The 20,810-nt window shown below is 44.0% G+C and carries 17 protein-coding genes; 10 read left to right on the plus strand and 7 right to left on the minus strand.

Annotation, left to right across the window (positions count from 1 at the left end; all coding sequences use genetic code 11):
• Positions 1–83: 83 nt before the first annotated feature.
• On the minus strand, positions 84–1,421 hold the full coding sequence (locus tag UQW94_RS16485) for a GGDEF domain-containing protein (RefSeq protein ID WP_031781257.1): 1,338 nt from the start codon (positions 1,419–1,421) through the stop codon (positions 84–86).
• Positions 1,422–1,754: 333 nt separating this feature from the next.
• Between UQW94_RS16485 and UQW94_RS16490 the strand changes: the two genes are divergently transcribed.
• A complete protein-coding gene (locus UQW94_RS16490) occupies positions 1,755–2,579 on the plus strand; it encodes a DUF2797 domain-containing protein (protein ID WP_322142414.1) in 825 nt (274 codons plus the stop codon).
• Positions 2,580–2,669: 90 nt separating this feature from the next.
• Here UQW94_RS16490 and UQW94_RS16495 read toward each other — a convergent pair whose 3' ends face one another.
• Together UQW94_RS16495 and UQW94_RS16500 are read right to left on the minus strand one after the other, a co-directional pair.
• Positions 2,670–3,905 carry a cysteine desulfurase-like protein gene (locus tag UQW94_RS16495; RefSeq protein WP_085569570.1) on the minus strand — a complete coding sequence of 412 codons (1,236 nt, stop codon included), beginning with the start codon at positions 3,903–3,905 and terminating at the stop codon, positions 2,670–2,672.
• Positions 3,889–4,545 carry a 2OG-Fe dioxygenase family protein gene (locus tag UQW94_RS16500; protein ID WP_005377989.1) on the minus strand — a complete coding sequence of 219 codons (657 nt, stop codon included), beginning with the start codon at positions 4,543–4,545 and terminating at the stop codon, positions 3,889–3,891. The genes UQW94_RS16495 and UQW94_RS16500 overlap by 17 nt, the downstream gene beginning before the upstream one ends.
• A gap of 359 nt (positions 4,546–4,904) precedes the next feature.
• On the opposite strand from UQW94_RS16500, the gene trxB reads away from it, so the two are divergent.
• The 3 genes from trxB (at position 4,905) to cydC (ending at position 9,469) form a co-directional block, all read left to right on the plus strand.
• Complete coding sequence (gene trxB / locus UQW94_RS16505; protein ID WP_005377991.1) at positions 4,905–5,864, plus strand: thioredoxin-disulfide reductase; 960 nt, start codon at positions 4,905–4,907, stop codon at positions 5,862–5,864.
• A 103-nt stretch (positions 5,865–5,967) separates the two neighbouring features.
• On the plus strand, positions 5,968–7,755 hold the full coding sequence (cydD, locus tag UQW94_RS16510; RefSeq protein ID WP_322142415.1) for a heme ABC transporter permease/ATP-binding protein CydD: 1,788 nt from the start codon (positions 5,968–5,970) through the stop codon (positions 7,753–7,755).
• Positions 7,748–9,469, plus strand: a complete 1,722-nt coding sequence (gene cydC, locus UQW94_RS16515) for a heme ABC transporter ATP-binding protein/permease CydC (protein WP_322142416.1) — start codon at positions 7,748–7,750, stop codon at positions 9,467–9,469. Before cydD ends, cydC begins: the two co-directional genes overlap by 8 nt.
• A gap of 97 nt (positions 9,470–9,566) precedes the next feature.
• Here cydC and UQW94_RS16520 read toward each other — a convergent pair whose 3' ends face one another.
• The 3 genes from UQW94_RS16520 to UQW94_RS16530 form a co-directional block, all read right to left on the minus strand.
• Positions 9,567–10,898, minus strand: a complete 1,332-nt coding sequence (locus tag UQW94_RS16520) for a D-serine ammonia-lyase (protein WP_130546683.1) — start codon at positions 10,896–10,898, stop codon at positions 9,567–9,569.
• A gap of 83 nt (positions 10,899–10,981) precedes the next feature.
• Entirely contained in the window at positions 10,982–12,076 is a 1,095-nt protein-coding gene (serC, locus tag UQW94_RS16525) for a 3-phosphoserine/phosphohydroxythreonine transaminase (RefSeq protein WP_322142417.1), read from the minus strand.
• A 137-nt stretch (positions 12,077–12,213) separates the two neighbouring features.
• Positions 12,214–13,482 carry a DUF945 family protein gene (locus UQW94_RS16530; protein WP_005389614.1) on the minus strand — a complete coding sequence of 423 codons (1,269 nt, stop codon included), beginning with the start codon at positions 13,480–13,482 and terminating at the stop codon, positions 12,214–12,216.
• Positions 13,483–13,668: 186 nt separating this feature from the next.
• Between UQW94_RS16530 and UQW94_RS16535 the strand changes: the two genes are divergently transcribed.
• The 3 genes from UQW94_RS16535 (at position 13,669) to UQW94_RS16545 (ending at position 16,943) form a co-directional block, all read left to right on the plus strand.
• Positions 13,669–15,609, plus strand: coding sequence for an ATP-binding protein (locus UQW94_RS16535; protein WP_322142418.1), 1,941 nt, complete (start codon positions 13,669–13,671; stop codon positions 15,607–15,609).
• Positions 15,606–16,103: a response regulator gene (locus tag UQW94_RS16540; protein WP_213874708.1), complete on the plus strand. Its 498-nt coding sequence runs from the start codon at positions 15,606–15,608 to the stop codon at positions 16,101–16,103. Before UQW94_RS16535 ends, UQW94_RS16540 begins: the two co-directional genes overlap by 4 nt.
• Positions 16,104–16,394: 291 nt before the next feature.
• Positions 16,395–16,943 (plus strand): hypothetical protein, encoded by a 549-nt coding sequence (locus UQW94_RS16545; protein WP_005378006.1) that lies wholly within the window; start codon positions 16,395–16,397, stop codon positions 16,941–16,943.
• 193 nt (positions 16,944–17,136) lie between these two features.
• Here the strand turns inward: UQW94_RS16545 and UQW94_RS16550 are convergent, their stop codons facing one another.
• Positions 17,137–17,724 (minus strand): TfoX/Sxy family DNA transformation protein, encoded by a 588-nt coding sequence (locus UQW94_RS16550; protein WP_005378007.1) that lies wholly within the window; start codon positions 17,722–17,724, stop codon positions 17,137–17,139.
• A gap of 369 nt (positions 17,725–18,093) precedes the next feature.
• Between UQW94_RS16550 and UQW94_RS16555 the strand changes: the two genes are divergently transcribed.
• The 3 genes from UQW94_RS16555 (at position 18,094) to UQW94_RS16565 (ending at position 20,787) form a co-directional block, all read left to right on the plus strand.
• Entirely contained in the window at positions 18,094–19,014 is a 921-nt protein-coding gene (locus UQW94_RS16555; protein ID WP_005378009.1) for an HDOD domain-containing protein, read from the plus strand.
• Positions 19,015–19,160: 146 nt separating this feature from the next.
• Entirely contained in the window at positions 19,161–20,066 is a 906-nt protein-coding gene (locus UQW94_RS16560; protein ID WP_005378011.1) for a lysine exporter LysO family protein, read from the plus strand.
• Between the two features lie 208 nt (positions 20,067–20,274).
• Positions 20,275–20,787, plus strand: coding sequence for a hypothetical protein (locus UQW94_RS16565; RefSeq protein ID WP_017634875.1), 513 nt, complete (start codon positions 20,275–20,277; stop codon positions 20,785–20,787).
• Positions 20,788–20,810 lie beyond the last annotated feature (23 nt).

The following is a 20,810-nucleotide window of genomic DNA, read 5'->3' on the forward strand; positions in this document are numbered from 1 at the left end:
ACTTCCCCCCTAAGTGGTGTTCAGCAGTTTCCCTCTTGGTGGCCAGTTGGCCACCTTTTTTCTTTCCTTTTAGTGAACGGCTATCAGGCTTGCTTCTTTTCGCAAGCAAGTAAACCATAATGAGCTTCCACTCGGTTGCGACCATTGCGCTTCGCCTGATACAGCACTTCGTCAGCTCTCGCCATGGTTTCTGAGACGCGTTCATTCTGCATTTGGGCAACGCCAATACTGCAAGTTAATGATTCACCGTGCACCCACAAATGATCCTCCACATTTTTGCGAATCATTTCTGCCTTCTCTAACGCTTGTTCAATATTGGTATCAGGGCAAAATACGACAAACTCTTCGCCGCCCCAACGAACGAGTCGATCGTCTGAGTAAATAGAAGTCGCTACCACCATGACAAATTCGCGCAATATGTCATCCCCCATTTGGTGCCCAAATTTGTCGTTCACCTTTTTAAACTTATCCAAGTCCAAATAGAGAATACTGAAGGTGTTATGCCCCCAGCGAACCTGACGAGATTGTTGTTCCAGCCAGTGTTGCACAGCATATCGGTTCATCGCGCCCGTCAAAGCATCTCGATGCGCTAGCTCTGCAAACTCATAGTTTTGAGCTCGCAAAGTATCATTCACCTTTTCCAAATGACGGTGACGCTTTTGCGCTTTTTCATAAGCCACTCTATTTTTTCGTAACTCATGCAGTGAAAAAGCCAGTCCAAGCGCCATCCAAGAGAGTAATAATGCATACAACAATGTTTCTTGCGCAAGGTAAGCGCCTTCAAACTCAATTTTATCAATCACAATTCTATGTTTACCAAGTGCCGCACCAGACCCAGTTGCAATATCAATACGTGTGATGTTTGAAAATTCAGGTGCAGAGTGCTCAATCGCGACTCCGTTATCTGCTAACCACCAGGTCATCACCTGAAGATTTTTAATCGGAATTTCGACAATATCGCTCGAACCCGACGGAGAAAACTGCATGCCATTATATTTAATGGTGTACTCGTCGTCCGGCTTGGAATACTCAGAATTATAATTGCGAAGATACAAACGTAGGTCGTGGCTAGGGTTAGCCCCTATTCCTGCCTCTTCATATCGCACCTTCAATCGAATCGTATGGTAGTTGGAAAGGTCAATACCCTGTGTTGGCGTTGCTGAATCGGTATAAACCGAGATTCCGCAGTAAGGCCAAGCATACGAGCTCTGCTTTAGTTCACAGCTAAGGACTAGGCTTTGCCGATCGTATGTGATATCTGCCTCACTCACACCTCCTTCACTGGCATCTTTAGTTGCATAGATATTGAAATGCTCAGGTGTAATGGTCAGCTTTCGCGTATCGCCAAGCACACTATAAAGGGCAACCAAACTGATAGTGCAAATAGAAAGAGCAAAGATAAAGTTATGGATCCACTTCATGGGCAAGTGACCTGCTGAGATTATACAATACGTGGGGTTCAATAATTTCAAAAATGAAATCAAGGTGATTTATCAAGAAATAAAATCGCTTTTTCATTCAATTCTTAGTTTCGACACATGGTAACGGATTTTGAACCGTTATCACGTTTTAAAATTTCTAAAAAGTGCAGCCCAACTTCTATTTGCGAAGCATTTCACAGCCATAATTTTTAGAAAATAAAACACGATGCATAATAATTTAGTGCAAGACATTTACTTTAAAGCTCCTGTCAACCCTGCATCTCTTCTCCACTTCAGTATATACTGTGCAAAAACACAATAATGAGTAATGTCATGTCATTAATTGCAACTGGCACGCTAAACAAAATGCGCGCTTCTCTGGACGGTGCCGTCAACTACCGTCTTCCTGTCGGTGAGGAAGAAATCGACTTAACTCCTTTTCTGGGTAAAACGCTCGCACTGACTCACACTGGCAATATTTTTTGTTGCTCATGTGGAAAGAAAACGAAAAAGAGTTATTCGCAAGGCCACTGTTTTGTATGCATGAAAAAGCTAGCAAGCTGCGACATGTGTATCATGAAGCCAGAGACCTGCCACTACGATCAAGGGACTTGTCGCGAACCACAATGGGGTGAAGAGAATTGCATGGTGGATCACTTTGTCTACCTGTCCAACACATCCAGCTTAAAAGTTGGTATTACTCGTCATACTCAAATCCCGACTCGTTGGATTGACCAAGGCGCGACTCAGGGCTTGCCAATTTTTAAAGTAAAAACTCGCCATATCTCCGGTTTAATTGAAGTTGAACTGGCGAAACATATCGCAGACAAGACCAATTGGCGCACACTGCTAAAAGGTGACGGTGAACCTATGGCATTGCAGGACCGTTTTGCTGAGCTATTGCCTTTAGTCGAAGAGAAAATTGCCGAGATAAAACAGCAATTCGGCGAAGATGCCATTGAAGTATTAAACGAAAGCATTACCGACCTTAGCTACCCGGTACAACAGCACCCAACGAAGATCACTTCGCATAACTTCGATAAAAACCCGGTTGTTACTGGCACTTTGCAAGGCATCAAAGGTCAATACCTCATCTTTGATACCGGCGTTATTAATGTAAGAAAATTCACTTCCTATGAAGTTGAAGTTAGTGAGTAATCGCTTGCAGAACGCGTTGATTCAAATAAAAATGAAAAAAGCTCGAGTTTGACTCGAGCTTTTGTTTTTCTATTAGGAAGAAATCGTTAGTTATGCGTCAAGGATGCTTTCTAGCACATCGAATAACATATCGACTTCTTCTATTGTGTTGTAATGCATACAACCAATTCGCACTACACCACCCGATTCTTCTAAACCAAGTTGACGAACTAAGCCCAACGCATAAAAGTGACCATTCCATACACAAATGTTATGTTCACCCAGTGTTTTCGCGATGAACTCTGGAGAATATCGGTCAAACGTTAGCGCAAAAGTTGGCGTGCGGAGTTGGCTATCTTCCTTTGCGATACCGAATAGATTGACACCATCTAATGCATTCAAACGCTGCAAGAAACGCTCACTCAAGCGCTGCTCATGTTGTTCATACAGTTGGTAGCTTTGCTCCAATCGTTGGCGAAGAGGTAAACCGACTTCACCAAATTGAGCCAGATACTCAACCGCAGAAACGACACCAGCAAGACCTTCAAAACTTTGCGTTCCTGTTTCAAATCGACCTGGGCCTATATTAGTGGCAGGCTCGACTTTGTAAGGGCGAATACTGTGGAGCCACTGATCGGCTATGTAAGCAATACCAACGTGTGGTCCGAAAAACTTGTAAGCTGAGCAAGCTAAAAAGTCACAACCTAACGCTTGAACATCAACCAAATGATGAGGCGCATAATGGACGGCATCCACATAAACTTGTGCCCCAACATTGTGCGCCATGCTGACTACTTGCTGTACATCCACAATAGAGCCCGTCGTGTTCGATGCATAAGTCACAGCGACAAGGCGCGTTTTATCAGAAAGAAGGCGGCTTAAATGCTCCATATCAAGCGTACAATCTTCTTCGTTGATACGAACTTGATGAACCGTAACGCCTTTATCTTCTGCCGCTTGCTGCCAGCTGGATACATTTGAATAGTGATCCAAAGCGGAGACAATGATCTCATCTCCTGCTTGCCAATCTCGACTAATCGCGCGACTAAGCTGAAAGGTTAGTGAGGTCATATTGGCACCGAAGACAATATTGCCAGATGAAGGGGCATTAAGTAGAGCCTGAGCCGACTCACGCGCATTTTGCATTACGTCAACGGTCACTTGGCTAGAAAAATAATGCCCGCCTAAGTTAGCGTTGAAACGACCTAAATACCCAACCATGCTGTCTAGTACTGATTGAGGCACTTGTGAGCCACCTGGACCATCAAAAAACGTCACGGGCTTGTCGTTGTGGTATTGAGCCAACGCCGGAAATTGCTCTCTGATCTGATTAAGATTGAAGTTCATTACGCTTATCCGTAGCCGTGAGTACAAATACATCCATATGGCCCGCTTCGTCATCAATAACAGAGCGGATTGGGCACGCGTTATGCCACAGCTTGCTATCAGCCAAGATTGCGACCTCTCCGGTTTCTAGCACTTTACGGAAAAATGGGGCTTGGTTATGGCTGCTGTACAGCATGATGTCGCCACCGATGATGTTATGGCGTCCCACACCAACCATTGCAATGTGATCAAAACCGTCTTGGTGCACACCTTCAGGTGCTACTTGGGTTTCTTCTTCCAGTGCCCTGATACGGATTTGGTGAATTTCTATTTCTTGACCGTTTGGCAGATGATTCGCATTGACAAACAATTCACACATTTCTCGAAATCCATCGCTGGTAAGAATATCCTTCTCAATTGGCTCGAATTGTCTTACAACATCACCTTGAAATCGGTTGATATCAGAGGATTGAACAAAGCTATTTTTATTTAAGTCGATGACTTTGCCGTTATCAAAACCAACCACAGAATAACGTCGTAGTCGATACTGACCATCTGCATGTTCGGTTCGAGGCAGTTCTTCAAACGATGGGGAAAGCTGCTCAATTGCTGCCATGCTGAGCTGTGTTAAATGTAGAGTATTCTCACGTGAATGTAACATCATTTGCTCCTTTAATGAGGCACATTAATTAACATTTAATTTACACGCTAGGTTACGCAAATATTCTGCAATTACCAGCTTTTAACGTTGATAGCTTCAACAAAACAACAAAAACAACACATCAAACCAAATAAAGCCACAAAAACAGAGCCATGTTTCAGTTTTACGCTTTGGCAATATTTGAAACTAGACTTCTCTACTACGAATAGAATTTTATGCTAGAAGTCAACGTTCTCTATCAATATTTAGTGGGTTCTAATCTATAACCAATTATTCGATCACAATCGTTGTTTATGCTTTTAAAGCACTAAGAATTTCCATACAATCGAGGGAAATGTTACGCCCTTTTTGGAGCCATAATGAGCGACGTAAAACACTGTAAATTATTAATTCTTGGTTCTGGTCCTGCAGGATACACAGCTGCCGTCTACGCAGCGCGTGCAAACTTAAACCCTGTGCTTGTGACGGGAATGCAACAAGGTGGTCAGCTAACCACCACAACTGAAGTTGAAAACTGGCCAGGCGATGCTGAGGGACTGACAGGTCCAGCATTGATGGATCGCATGAAAGAACACGCCGAGCGTTTCGAAACTGAAATCGTATTTGATCACATCAATGAAGTAGAGCTATCACAACGCCCATTTCGTTTAAAAGGCGACTCAGGTGAGTACACTTGTGATGCCTTAATCATATCTACCGGCGCATCAGCAAAATACCTTGGCCTTGAGTCTGAAGAAGCATTTAAAGGTCGCGGCGTTTCTGCTTGTGCAACCTGTGACGGTTTCTTCTACCGTAATCAGAAAGTTGCAGTTGTGGGCGGTGGTAACACGGCTGTTGAAGAAGCGCTATACCTATCTAACATTGCGTCAGAAGTTCACCTGATCCACCGCCGCGATTCATTCCGCGCAGAGAAGATCCTTGTGAAACGTCTGATGGATAAAGTTGAAAGCGGTAATATCGTTCTTCATACCGATCGCACTCTCGATGAAGTACTGGGTGACGATATGGGCGTAACGGGCGTCCGCATTAAAGACGTGAACAGCGGTGCGACAGAAGATATCGATGTAATGGGTGCATTCATCGCAATTGGCCACCAGCCAAACACACAAATCTTTGAAGGCCAAGTAGACATGAAAGATGGCTACATCATCGTTCAATCAGGTCTTGAAGGCAACGCAACACAAACTAGTATCGAAGGTGTATTTGCAGCTGGCGACGTAATGGACCACAACTACCGTCAAGCGATCACCTCTGCAGGTACAGGTTGTATGGCTGCATTAGATGCTGAACGTTTCTTAGACTCACTTGGTGACAAATAACTTTTCACATTTGTGTCATATCCTTAAAGCCCAGCGGTATTCCCGCTGGGTTTTCTTTTGTATACTACCGCCTCATTAAAACAATTATCATTAAGCCTTCACGATGGATAAGAAAAAGCAAAGCAGCTTGAATAAGTGGCTGAAGCAACAAAGTAAGTTAGCCAAGCGCTGGCTTATGATTGCGATAGGCCTAGGCGTACTTTCAAGCGTGTTTTTATTGGCTCAAGCAGCCCTGCTCGCCTCCATTCTGCACCAGTTAATCATTGACCAAGTCGACAAAGCCGACCTCATTTGGCATTTTGTTGGGCTCGGTGGCACGGTTATCGGTCGAGCTGCTTGTACCTGGGGTCGAGAGCTTGCCGGTTACCGTTGCGGGGAGCAAATTCGAGTTTATATTCGCCAACTCATTTTAGATAAAGTTCATAAGCTTGGGCCAGCTTACATCAAAGGCAAACCTGCTGGCAGTTGGGCAACGCTCATCTTAGAGCAGGTAGAAGATATGCAAGATTTCTTCTCACGCTACTTGCCTCAAATGTCATTATCGGTACTAGTGCCTTTCATCATTTTGGTTGTCGTATTCCCAGTAAACTGGGCAGCAGGCTTGATCTTCCTGGTCACTGCACCACTAGTGCCTATTTTCATGGCACTGGTTGGGATGAAAGCCGCAGAAGCAAACCGTAAAAACTTTAAAGCGATGCAGCGTTTGTCGGGTCACTTTTATGACCGCTTGCAAGCAATGACAACCATTCGCTTATTCGATAGAACAAAATCTGAAACTGAGACGCTAAAGGGTGCTTCAGAAGTCTTTCGTACTCGTACCATGGACGTTCTGAAAATCGCGTTTCTGTCTTCTGCGGTGTTAGAGTTTTTCACTTCCATTTCTATCGCAATTACCGCTGTCTACTTTGGCTTTAGTTATATCGGGGAGCTGGACTTCGGCTACTACGGCACAGGTGTTACGCTCTTTGCTGGTTTGTTCATTCTGATTCTTGCTCCAGAGTTTTATCAGCCATTACGTGATTTGGGCACGTTCTATCATGCGAAACAGCAAGCGGTTGGGGCAGCAGAAAGCATTGTCGAGTTTCTGGATTTGGAAGTCGATCAAATCAAAGATGGTACCCAAGCGTTAGATAAAAACAGCCCTATCCATATTGAAGCGAACCAGTTAACCATTTTTAGTCCGGAAGGTAAGCAGCTCGCAGGTCCCCTATCCTTCTCTCTTGAAGCCAACAAAAGTACGGCTTTAGTTGGACCAAGTGGCGCAGGTAAAACAAGCTTGGTAAACACCATCCTCGGTTTCATGCCTTATCAAGGTAGCTTGAAGATTAATGGTTGTGAATTGTCGCAACTGGATCTAGCCACATGGCGAGAGGCAGTAAGCTGGATTGGTCAAAACCCGATGCTATTACACGGTAGCATTCGAGATAACATCACACTAGGTAAGCACAATATTCAGGATGCAGACGTACATTCTGTGTTGAATGACTCTCACGCTGCTGAATTTGTTGAAATGCATGGGTTGGATTATCCGATATCTGATCGTTCTGGTGGTTTATCTGTCGGCCAAGCGCAGCGTATAGCACTGGCTCGCGCCATGCTACAAAATGGTCGTTTTTGGTTATTAGATGAACCAACCGCAAGCTTAGATGCTCGCAGTGAAAAACTCGTGATGGAAGGCATTAACAAGTATGCGCATGCCACAACAAATTTGATGATTACTCACCAACTTGCGCCTTTACAAAACGTATCGCAAATTCTTGTTATGCAGGACGGCCAGATTGTTCAACGTGGTGATTACGCCACACTGTCGACAGAAGATGGCTTATTTAAAGACATGTTGGAAGCGAACCTCGCACAACGTGAAACAGACAAGGGGAACTTAGATGCGTGATTTACTCCCTTATCTAAAACTCTATAAGAAACAATGGTTTGGTCTTTCGCTAGGTATGCTACTGGCATTTCTGACCTTAGCGGCATCTATTGGCTTATTAACGCTATCAGGTTGGTTTATTTCAGCCGCAGCGGTGGCAGGCTTGACGGTTGCTCGTGAGACCTTCAACTACATGTTACCAGGTGCCGGGGTACGCGGCGCTGCAATGGCTCGAACCGCAGGTCGATGGGGAGAACGTGTCGTTAGCCACAATGCAACGTTCAAGCTGCTTACCGATCTACGTATCTTCTTCTTTAAGAAACTTGCACCACTGATTCCGGGTCGTGTTTCTACGATGCGTGATGCCGATCTGCTCAACCGCCTAGTAGCGGACGTAGATGCGATGGATCACGTATACCTTCGACTTATCAGCCCTGTCGTGATTGGTATTTTTGGCATATTGAGTTTAACGGCTGTCCTAGCGTTCTTTGATTGGCATCTCGCCCTACTGCTTGGCTCGATTCTTACCGTCATGTTGTTTGTATGGCCAGTGCTGTTCTATAAACTGGGTAAAAACAATGGCGAGAATCTCACTCATCATAAAGCGCAATTGCGAGTGGCGACACTGGACTGGCTTCAAGGCTACAGCGAACTGAGTATCTTTGGAGCAGAAGAACGTTATCGTAATCTCATTCTAGAGAAGCAGAAGCAGTTGCTGTCTAACCAATTTGTGAACGCGAATTTAACGGGAATGGCTTCAGGCCTGCTTATGCTGGTGAACGGCATTACACTGGTTGTGATGCTTTGGTTTGCTGCAGACGGCGTAGGTGGTCGTGCTCCTGATCCTTGGATTGCGCTGTTTGCGTTTGCAACCATGGCGAGCTTTGAGATTCTGATGCCTATCGCGAGCGCATTCCAGTATCTCGGTCAAACGTTGACTTCTGCTCGTCGTTTAAATGAAGTAATTTTGGCTGAACCTGACGTCGTCTTCCCTGAGCAGTCGAAACATAAAGACACAACGTTAGACATTGAATTCGACAACATTGATTTTACTTACCCTGACGGTCAGCAAAAGGTACTGAAAGACTTGTCACTCTCACTACCGTTGGGCACTAAAACTGCAGTTGTAGGTCAAACAGGTTCAGGTAAATCAACACTGATTCAGCTTCTTTGCCGCTACTGGGATGTTAACCAAGGTGAAGTTCGAATCGGTGGTACAAAACTGCAAGATTGGAGCGAGTCGGACCTGCGAGCAGCAATGACTGTGGTCAGTCAACGCGTAGATGTACTAAACGGGACACTACGTGACAACTTACTCATGGCCGCTCCGGACGCAAGTAATGAGCAACTGTCTACTATTTTACAAAAAGTCGAGCTTGGCGGACTTCTTGAAGAGCCGGGGTTAGACGCTTGGTTAGGCGACGGCGGCCGTCAGTTATCTGGTGGTGAGAAACGCCGAATCGGTATTGCTCGAGCATTGCTACGTGATGCCCCAATCCTACTCTTAGATGAACCGACTGAAGGCCTCGATAAGCGTACGGAACAAAAAGTGATGGCGCTTTTCAATGAACACTTTGCTAATAAGACAGTAGTATTCATTACACACCGACTGATAGAGTTAGAAAGTATGGATAGCATCTGTTTGATGGAACAAGGTGAGATCATCGAACAAGGCGACCATCCAACGCTACTCGCTCAAAAAGGTCGTTACTACCAGCTATTACAATCTCTATAATTCGATTTTCAGTGACGAGAAGGGCTCATCAAACGATGAGCCCTTTTGTTATTCCTGTATTATTAGTTACCTAATTAAGCACGTATACAGTGCTGATTTACCGACCAGATTTTTTGAGATAAGCCGCCATTTCATCTTCCGGAACCATGCCCCCACCTGTTGCCCAAACAAGATGTGTTGCGTTTTTGAGTTTTTCTTCGTCAAATTTCATTCGAGACTGATAAGCATGGTTATTCGAGACGTGCACTGCCCCAATCATACCGGCTAATGCAGAAGGCTCTAGATTAATACCTTCCAGTTCACTTAACTCACCCAAGTGGTGATACATACGAGCGTCATCAATGGTGTAAAAACCATCAAGTAGCCTTTCCATCGCTCTTCCGACAAATCCCGAGGCACGCCCGACAGCCAAACCATCAGCGGCGGTGATGTTATCGATACCCAAATCTTGTACCGAAATATCGTCATGCAAGCCTGTATGTACGCCCAACAGCATACACGGGGAGTGCGTTGGCTCCGCGAAAATACAATGGACATGCTCGCCAAACGCTACCTTCAAGCCAAATGCCACGCCACCAGGCCCGCCGCCAACACCACAAGGAAGATAAACAAACAATGGATGATGCTCATCAACCACGATTCCCAAGTCATCAAACTGCTGCTTAAGACGCTCACCCGCAACAGAGTAACCTAGAAACAGTGTCCGTGAGTTTTCATCATCGATAAAGAAACAGTTGGGATCTTTTTCTGCCTCTTTACGACCTTGCGCGACAGCAATACCATAATCTTCTTGGTGCTCTACGACATTAACACCATGTGACCGGAGCTTATTTTTCTTCCATTCCCGCGCATCCGCAGACATGTGGACTGAAACTGAAAAACCCAGCTTCGCACTCATGATACCGATGGACATACCAAGATTGCCGGTTGAGCCAACTGCAATACTGTACTGCTTAAAAAACTGCCGAAACTCATTGCTGAACAATTTGCTGTAATCATCGCTTTCACAGAGCAAGCCGGCTTCAAACGCCAACTTTTCTGCATGAGTGAGCACTTCATAAATACCACCTCTCGCTTTGATCGAACCAGAAATTGGCAAATGACTGTCTTTTTTGAGCATTAAATGGCCCAATATTGGTGTGTCGTATTGCTGCTCCAAACGCACTTTCATATTGGGAATATCCACCACTGCGGACTCAATAACGCCACGCGACGCTTCCGTTTCGGGAAACGCTTTCATCAAATAAGGCGCAAATCGTGCTAGCCGTTCACTCGCCGCTTGAATATCTTTTTCATCTAACCCGACATGAGGTAAGCCTTCCTCCAAGGAAGTGATATGGGGGTTAAACCAACAAACCTCTTCAAGATCAATAAGTGCTGCCAAGAGTGGGAACTGCTTAGTCAGCGCTTCAATATTTGCCTTGGTCATTTTACCTTCCTGGAATGATGTGAGTTGAGATAAACAAAAGCGTCGCAATAGCGACGCTTTGGAGAACAACTATCAGTTTGAGCTTACGCGTAGTTTTTCTCAAACTCTTGCATGAAGTCTACTAACGCTTGAACACCTTCTAGCGGCATTGCGTTATAAATGGATGCTCGCATACCACCAACTGCTCGGTGACCTTTTAGCGCTTTCAGCCCTTTAGAGTCTGCTAGCTCAAGGAAGGTTGCATCCAGTTCAGGCTTAGCAAGTTGAAATGGCACGTTCATCAAAGAACGGTTTGCTGAGTGCACGCCATTACGGTAGAAATCAGACTGATCGATGTAATCATACAGTAGCGCGGCTTTAGCGCGGTTCACTTGCTCAATTGCTTTTACTCCACCCTGTGCCTTCAGCCATTTGAAAACAAGACCAGACAGGTACCATGCAAAGGTTGGTGGTGTGTTGAACATTGATTCTTTTTCTGCCAAAACAGTGTAATCCAAAATACTTGGTAGTACATGCTTCGCCATACCTAATAAATCATCGCGCACGATAGCAATAGCAATGCCGGAAGGACCAATATTTTTCTGAGCGCCCGCGTAAATCACACCGTATTTCGACACATCAATTTCACGAGAAAGAATTGTCGAAGACATGTCAGCAACAATCGGTTTGTCGGTGATAGGAAGATCGTTAATCTCAATACCATCAATGGTCTCATTTGGACAGAAGTGAACGTAAGCCGCTTCTGGAGCAATTTTCCATTCACTTGCAGGTAGAACCGCGACTTTCCCGTTGATTTCTGTTTTTGCATCAAACACGTCTGGTTCACAGTATTTTTTCGCTTCAGCTACCGCGCTTTCAGCCCAATAACCACCATCGATGTAAGTTGCCGTATCGGCATCACCAAGTAAGTTTAGAGGAACAGCAGCAAACTGAGCACGAGCACCACCTTGGCAGAACAGCACTTTATAGTTGTCCGGAATATTCAGAAGATCACGTAAATCCTGCTCGGCTTCTTCTGCAACTTTGATGAACTCTTTGCTTCGGTGGCTGATTTCCATGACCGAAGTGCCAAGACCTTGCCAATCGATTAGTTCCTGTTGTGCTTGCTGCATAACTGCTTTAGGCAGACCTGCTGGCCCTGCACTGAAGTTAAATACGTTGTCCGTATTTTGTTCCATGATGCTCATTGCTCCTGCTATGTAAATATTACGAAATTAATATCACGTTTTCGCAGTGATAAAAACAAGAAAAGAGGTCTTACGACCTCTTTTTAAAGACTAAGCGTTGAATTGGAACAAATTCGCAACAACACGAATTACTGTTGTTGCATCAAAGCAGGCATAAGTAGAGCCACCAATGGGAACTCATGCCCATTTTCGAACTTCAATTTGCCTTCACCAATTTCTGCTTTTAATTGATAACCGCCCTCTACTTTTTCGATCAACTCCATAATAAGGAGCTCATCAATCCCTTCTTGAATAAATGGGTAATGCGTTACTAATTCATCAGAGAAGTAAGTGCTAAGTTCACCAGTAGTGGCCGTCACCAACTTCATTGGATCTTGAGTAATATGCTCAGTACCTTCAGGGATGGATAGTTGCCACTCATTGTGGAACTTGCCGTCACCGAACGCGAGTGAAAGCTCGTTCACGGATAAATCAAAACCTTTGCTAAACAGCGTATCGACATGCGGCAATAAATTCGCAATTTCCTGCTCATCTAGCATAGGAGAGCTTTGATAGATAGACATAATTTGATCAAAAGACTGGCTATCCACATCTGCAATTGAGAAATCCAACTTAAAGTTATCGACATCCGTCCCATCAGTTAAACGTAGTTTCTTAGCATCTAGGTTTAATTGACTGTTCAGCTTATCACCAGACTCACTCATCGTAGTGTTACCACGGTAGCTCGCATTTTCAATCAAAAAGACAGGCGTTAAGTTCGCATCAACCACATCTAGCTTCTCTAGAGAGAAAGATTGCTCGCCTAACCAGTAGCCTTTTGCTTGCTTTCCTTTACCTTGCCCTGTCAATGCATTCAGATGAAGCTCTTCACCGTTTTCAAAATCCACTTGAACAGAAGGAACGGAAACTTGGTAATTGAGATCACCCAATACCGTCACATCACCTGTTACTTTTGCAGGGCTTGTAGAAACAGAAACACCTTGCGCTTCGTTACGATAATGCCAACTGTCTAGGTCGAGGATAAATGCTGTATTGCCATTTAGTTGAGTTTGGCTATGCATCGTGAGAGGCAAAAAGTCATTGTCCACCAATTTTGAATCAGCTGTTAGGCTTGTTAGACCGTGGCTAACATCACTGGTTACGTCAAACGTCGTTGGCATACCATCACGCTCTAGCTGCGTTTTAAGCTCAGGATCAACAACTGAATAACGAGTCAGCACGACTGAAGACAAATAGCCACGCTGATACTCGACCACTTCGCCTTTAATCATTTCATCATTCATATTGGTAATACCATCTTCAATGATGGACTGACCAATTTGTCCGACAGCCAATGGCCAACACAGCGCTAATGAGATAGCACCACCAATGGCGCCGATTTTTTTAAGATTTTGCATAACGTCACTTATTAGATATTTTCGGTCAGTCTACCCCAAACCACCTGCGGAGAAAACATTGAGACAAATCAGACTATTGATGCTTATTCTAGTCCATTAATCAGGAATCATACTTGGCTCCCACTCATCATGTCCTTTTATTGTTAAAGTTTGCGTGGCGAAGTTTTAACCGGAGCTAAAACATCTGTGAATCGTTATGCTGTGTTGTGTCTCGACAACAACCCAATCAGTGCTGAACAATTTCGATTGGAGCTGTCTGCCTTCTCAAGTAAGTTTGATATTTTTTCTGTCGAATCGATAGAAGAGGCTCAAAGCGCTTTAGAGTATCTAGAAGAAAGAGAACAGACTGTTGCTTTAGTTATAGCGAGCCATCACGCTCACTTTAACGGCGTGGATTTTCTTATTGGTTTAGACCGGATGCCGCATACCGAGCAAGCAAGAAAAATTCTGATTAGCTGCTCGTCTGATATAGAGGCAATTCTCACTGCCGTTAATGAGGGCAGGCTCGACCACTGCCTCACTAAACCTTTGCCAGATCACGTCTTATTTAACACAGTGCAAAAAGAGCTGACCCAATTTATCTTGCGAAATGGCAAAGAAGACCTGCTAAGTTACAGTCAGATATTGGATCATCACAGCTTGTTGCGAGCGCACATCAATAACCAGATGAGCCATTATCAAGCCGGATTCTTACACGACTACCACTCGATGTCTGATGCCGAGTTAGCCGAGCAAGTGATCTCCGCTCTCCAACAATTTTTCAAAGATAATGACGAAACAAGAGCGTGCCGTACATACTCACCTGAACACTTGTTAACCGTGGAAGGCGAGCCAAATAGCTTTTTGTGGTTTATCACCGAAGGTGAAGTGGCTCTGTACAAGCGCGATGAGCAAGGCATGCAGCGAGAGGTTGTACGCCATAACAAAGGGAATATTGTCGGAGGCATGTCGTTTGTTACTGGGGAATGTTCTTTCTCGACAGCTCTGACACTAACCAAAACAGAAGTTATCAAACTCGATCGCAACGTATTCAATAAAGTGATGCAAAGCGACTCAAACTTACTGCCTCTTTTTACAAACTTGCTCTTACGCCACTTCAACCGCCGATTGCAAAGAAGCATCAACACCAAACTGCAACTTCAAAAAACGCTCGAATCTTTAGAATCAGCCCACCAGCAGCTCATTGAAAGAGAAAAAATGGCGATGCTTGGTCAATTGGTTGCGGGAGTGGCCCACGAACTAAACAATCCAGTAGCCGCGATATTAAGGGGCGTAGAGAATTTAACGCATACGCTAGAACGATTACTTAACGATGCGCCCAGTTCCGATATACAAAGCAAAGGCATTGAATTACTGAACAAAGCGCAAACCTCAAAACCCGCTTCAACCGCCGAGCTCAGATCACGCGTAAAAGCGCTTAGCCATACACTTCCAGACCGAGCATTAGCAAAGAAAGTGGTGAGCCTTGGTTTAGAATCCGATCAAGAGCTACTTACCCAACTAACGAGAAAGCAGCAAGCGTCTTATCATGCTCTCAATACACTAGAGCAATACCACAAAGCAGGTTCTACACTTCGCTCAATTAATGTCTGTGCAGCACGAATTGCTGATATGGTAAAAAGCCTGAAAGGATATGCTCGGTCAGATGATGAGACCCTGCACTATGCCGATATTCATGAGGGTATTGAAGACACCTTGGTGATTTTCGAGAACAAATTAAAAATGCACCAAGTTTCAACCGACTATGCAAACTTGCCTTCCATCCTTTGTCAACCGATCGCACTCCAACAGGTGTGGACGAATTTGGTCTCTAACGCCATTGACGCATTTCCAGAAAAAGGGGTGTTAAACATACAAACACGCCTTGTAGAAAAAGAGCACACAAATTATGCCGTTATCTCATTTGAAGATAATGGATGTGGCATTCCTGAGTCGCAAAGAGACGCCATTTTCGAGCTAAACTTCACCACAAAAAAAGAAGGTAACTTTGGCTTAGGCATCGGGCTGTCCATCTGCCAGCAAATCGTAACAGCACACAGAGGGTGGATTGACGTCGAATCAGAGATCGGCCAGTTCACACGAATGACCGTCTGGTTACCAGTCATCGAAGAAGGAGATGAAACATGACCAAGTATCTAATTTTATGTGTCGATGACGAACGAGAAGTCTTGGATAGCGTGCTCCAAGATCTTGCTCCCTTCGAGGAGAACTTTGTTGTCGAAGGAGCGGAATCAGTGACTGAAGCTCGGCAAGTGATTGAGGAGATGGCGGAAGAAGAAGTTCAGCTTGCTCTCATTTTATGTGACCACATTATGCCGGAACAAACTGGGATCAGCTTCTTAATCGAACTCAGTCAAAATGGTGACACAAAAGCAGCGCGCAAAGTTTTACTCACAGGACAAGCCGGTTTGGAAGACACCGTAGAAGCCGTAAATAACGCGAGTCTCGATTATTACATTGCCAAACCTTGGAAAGGCGAAGCATTGAGAAAGGCAATCGTGTCTCAGCTTACCGCGTTTGTGATTGAGAATGATGATAACCTGCTATCCTGGACTCAAATCCTTGATTCTGAGGCAATCCTCAACGCCATGGCAAAAAGAAGAGCAAGCTTTGGCGAGTAATAAAGTGTTTAATTCTAACTTGAACTCAACGATGGTCATTGAACCACCTTACCTCGCATAGTAGAACGAGGTTAGAAAAACATCGTTACTTGTCCGAGTGAAATTCTCGGACACTACGTATATGGCGTAGTTTTTGCTTAAACCAAGGAACTATTAAGTTAATTGACAAAACATCGACACATTTTTGTTGGTCGTGGACCTTCCTTTTTATTATGATGTCGGACAAATCAGATTACGGTTCAAGTGGTTGCTTGAATCCATGGAAATAATGAACAAGGTTTATCGTTAGTTATGCGTAAAACACTATTAGCCGCTGCCTTACTAGTGGCATCAAGCCATGCCCTAGCTGCAAACGATCGCAATGCGCCAGCAACTATGAGCAACTTTAGCTACGACTATTTCGAAGCACGTATTGGCGCAAGTCCTGTGACATTTGGTGCTGGATTCAGCAAATCAATTCACCCGAACGCGCATGTTATTGCTCGTATTGACTCTGAGTTTGAAAGTGATTTTGACTCAGCTGCAGGCTTTGGCTTCCATTCTCCGCTAAACAACTGGGCAGATCTTACTGGTGAAATGCTAATGCGCGTTGTGCAACCTTCGAATGAGAGCAGCACAGATGTTGGTATGGAGCTGAACTTAGGTGTTCGCCAATGGTTGGGCCCTCAATTAGAAGTAGGCGGCAAAGTCGGCTACGTTTCTATCGATAACGATGACGATTGGACTGGCTCTGCCTACGCTCGATTCCACTCAACAGAGCTTTTCTCTTTGGGTGCTGAAGCACGTATCAACGATTTTTACGGTGATCAGGTAATGTTCACTACGCGTTTTAAGTTTTAAGATTTGTGCTGTAAGAAAAGAGCAAATTAAAAAAACAAAAACCGAGGTCTCTACCTCGGTTTTTTTGTCTAATTTAATGACTAACTCAATGAAGTGGTAAAAAACTTCAACGTCCTTTTTCCGCTTTTCACACTTGCCTTTACGACCCGCTAACTCCATCGAAACGAGTCAATCATTGTGCGATCAGCTTCGCTTAGTCACACAGTGCCAATAACTGTTTTTTACGCGGCTCTTGGATCAGTTTCCAATGTACGCCATCAGTTGCACCAGCAAATTTCCACAGTAGCTTTACATCAACATCATTACCGTAAGCCGTTTTAACTTTGTTGAAGACTTTTACAGGTCCAAGTTCTAAAAAGGTTTCTACGTCATCAACACCGGCTTTCTTGACCATACGTTCAAGGGTTAGTTGCATGTTGGGTAAGTCTCTTAAGCGTCTACTGGCAGAGGACTTTTGATATTTCCGTTCCTTAATTGAGTATTCAATTGATTTCTGTACCAGTTCATCAAGCCCTACATATCCGGATTCGAATAAATCGGTTACATCATAATAATTTACGGTTGCCGTCGTCTGTTTTTTGACGTGCTTATACTTCTCACAGCTCAGTTGAGTAAACACTTCATCTAGCCCATTACCACCACGTAAGTAGCAGCAATCATTGCTGACAAGCGCAAACATAGCATCATCGGTGAATAAACCAATACCACCGAACATAGAACGTTTTTGGTACTCACTGAAGGTGCGTACATATTTAAAAAAAGCTTGGTCTGTCATGTCCATTGACCTCTTTAATCTGAATAAATTACCCCGATTAGCGATGTCACCAGATAAACAGCAGCTTATAGCGAATTATAAATGTCGATTTGTTGGCGATATTTTTGTGAGTTGTGCTCACCAACTTGCTTAATCATACTTAACGTTGAAAAATAAGTTAGGACATAGGTCACATATAAAAAAGTATAAATTCTACATACGTGATTAGTTTCACACTTATTGTTTGTGTGGTGATATTTTTTTGACGCATAGCATGCCTAAAACACGCCATCATTATGATCTCGCTGGCAATTACGGGCACATAATACGCATTTAATTGATAAAGAATACGCTGTAAGGGTACACTGTACGAAAGATCTCAAGTACAGCGTCACAATGGAACATTTATCATTTTTTTGGCTGCCAAATAATAAAGATAAGCTTATAAACGCACTGGAATCCGAGTTTGCTCAGCTGGTAGAACAGTCCATCGCCACGGGTAAGATTTCGTTACCTCCTATTCCTGATGTCGTGCTTAAAATTCAGCAGTTATGTGTCGAAGAACACACCACGATTGCCGATGTTGCTAACTGTTTATTGGAAGATCCCGGATTAGCAGCGGTCGTTTTACGAGTCGCTAACTCTGTGATTTTCAATCGCAGAAATATCACCTGCAACGACTTAACTACAGCGGTATCTCGTCTCGGAATACTTCGTGTACGTGATATTGTTACCGCACAAGCGATCGAGCAACTTAAACACTCAGTTAATCTCACTAAAGAATGCAATGCCATCTTGGTGAAGAGTGCGGCGATATCTCGTGAGCTCGGTGCCGTCATGGTGATGTTGGTTCAATCGTTTCGTAGCCACGAGCCAGGCACTTATGGTCATCTAGAGCAAGAAAAGGCGTTATTGGTCGGTCTATTAGCCGATATAGGGTTATTTTGCCTAATTAATGAGTACCACTTGTACTTAGATAGGGGCAATTACTTAGACCCAGATATTGCATTGCAGATCTTCCAAACACGTTGTTCTGCCACAAGTAAACTGGTACTTGAGCGTTGGGGGTTTGACAACGACTTCAGAGAAGTATCCTCAAACGAAAAATACGAATTAACGCGACCAGAAGTGAGTTATCTCGACATCGCTAGAATTGCGCATCATTTATTGATGTTCCGCAATCACGATGAACGCATTGACGAACATGAAGTTGAATTCAACTTAACTGGTGCAGAAGTCTTGTATGAACTTAGTAACATGAGTGATACTGACTTCAATGATCAAATCCGTGCTGTACTCAATGCTAGCGGTTTGTAATTTATCGCTTTCTGATAATACCTTATCCGTGATAAAACGATTCGCTCAAGGCTGAGCTGCGTGTGGTGAAATGTCTTTAATTTCAACCGATAGATAATTTGATTTATGCGTGTTGATGTTATCTCAAAAAGGAATCATTGAGCTTTATGTTTTCAGGGATGCTATTTATTTTCGCTCCGCTTGTGGTGGGGTATCTAATTCCTATATCTCGATCTTCGTTATTGGAGAAGATCAATCAGTCAACGTCCTACCTTATTTACGTCATTTTGTCGTTGATGGGTCTTAGTTTGGCGGCGCTCGATAATTTAAGCAGCAACTTACAAAGTATTCTCCTCTATGCGAGTACGTTTTTTTTGTGTCTAAGTGCCTGCAACCTGTTGGCTCTGCCTATTATTGATAAAATTATTCCACTCCAGACCAATCAGAATCAAAAGAAACTACCGTTATCTTCGATGGCTTTAGAGTCTGTTAAGCTTATCGTGGTCGTTGGCGGAGGGTTAGTGGTTGGCCTGCTGTTACCCATTGATTTGAGTTGGGTAGATACAGCAAGCGAATGGATACTCTTTCTACTTCTATTTTTTATTGGTATTCAGCTGCGTAATAGTGGACTTACTCTGCGTCAAATCCTATTAAATAAACAAGGAATGGCCATTGCGGCTGTTGTCATCGCAACATGTATGCTTGGTGGCGTTCTTGCAGCGGTGCTTTTGGATCTTCCTCTTTATCAAGCACTCGCAATGGCTTCAGGTTTTGGCTGGTATTCACTCGCAGGTATTTTAATGGGTGACGCTTTTGGTCCGGTATTTGGTGGCGCGTCGTTCTTGATTGAATTGATGAGAGAGCTAGTCGCACTGGTTGCCATTCCTCTCTTTATTCGTAGCTATCCGTGCACCGCAATTGGTTATGCCGGTGCAACAGCAATGGACTTCACCCTACCCGTTATTCAAACCACCGGTGGTGTGCGTTGTGTTCCTGTTGCTATCGTTAGCGGCTTTATTTTGAGTTTATTGGTACCAGTTATGATGCTTTTCTTTGTATCACTTGCTAGCTAGATCTCAGGTTTTCGCTTTAACATCCATTACAATACGGCAAAAATTTAAATACCCAGTTAACGTCAAAGTGGTCAATATTTTTTGGCAAGACCCCTCTTTCTTTTCGTCATTCAGCCCAACGATTTGTCACGACCAAATAGAAAGAAGGGAGAAACATCAACTGATGTGCATTGCGTTAATAAAGGGATAACAACCAGAAGGAAGAAGAATGAAACGCTTTGTCGTTGCAGCGCTCCTCGCTACAAGCTCAACTTTTACGCTTGCCGCAGATCAACAATGTCTTGCTAGCAAATACGATGGCTACGTCGATGCCTCACTACAGTGGTATCAAGATCTTGTTGATTTGACGGTTACCCAATATCCAGATCTGAAAGAAGTGAGTCAATGGTTCTTGGATGGACGTAAACATCACTTTGAATTAAACCGCGAAGCGGTTCACTACTTTCTAGAGAACGACCCTAGCCGCGTTGCGACGGAACAGCCAATCGAAGCATGGTTAAAACTAGAGCAACATGACGTTAAGCAGTTAGCGACCCGAAGCGATAAGTTAGGTGAAGTTGCAAAACAGACATTTAGCGACCGTCAATCAACTAACCACCCCAAAAACTACGAGCTTCGTTCAGCATTCGCTGATCTGCTTAGTCATCCCCAACAAATTGATACCGCACTTAATAAGTACAATCAGTCAATAGAAAAGATTGAAAAGCAGAAATGTGACTAAGGTTGCTCGCATTAGTCGTTGAT

Source organism: Vibrio sp. PBL-C16 (genome assembly GCF_034321865.1).
GTDB classification, from domain to species: domain Bacteria; phylum Pseudomonadota; class Gammaproteobacteria; order Enterobacterales; family Vibrionaceae; genus Vibrio; species Vibrio alginolyticus.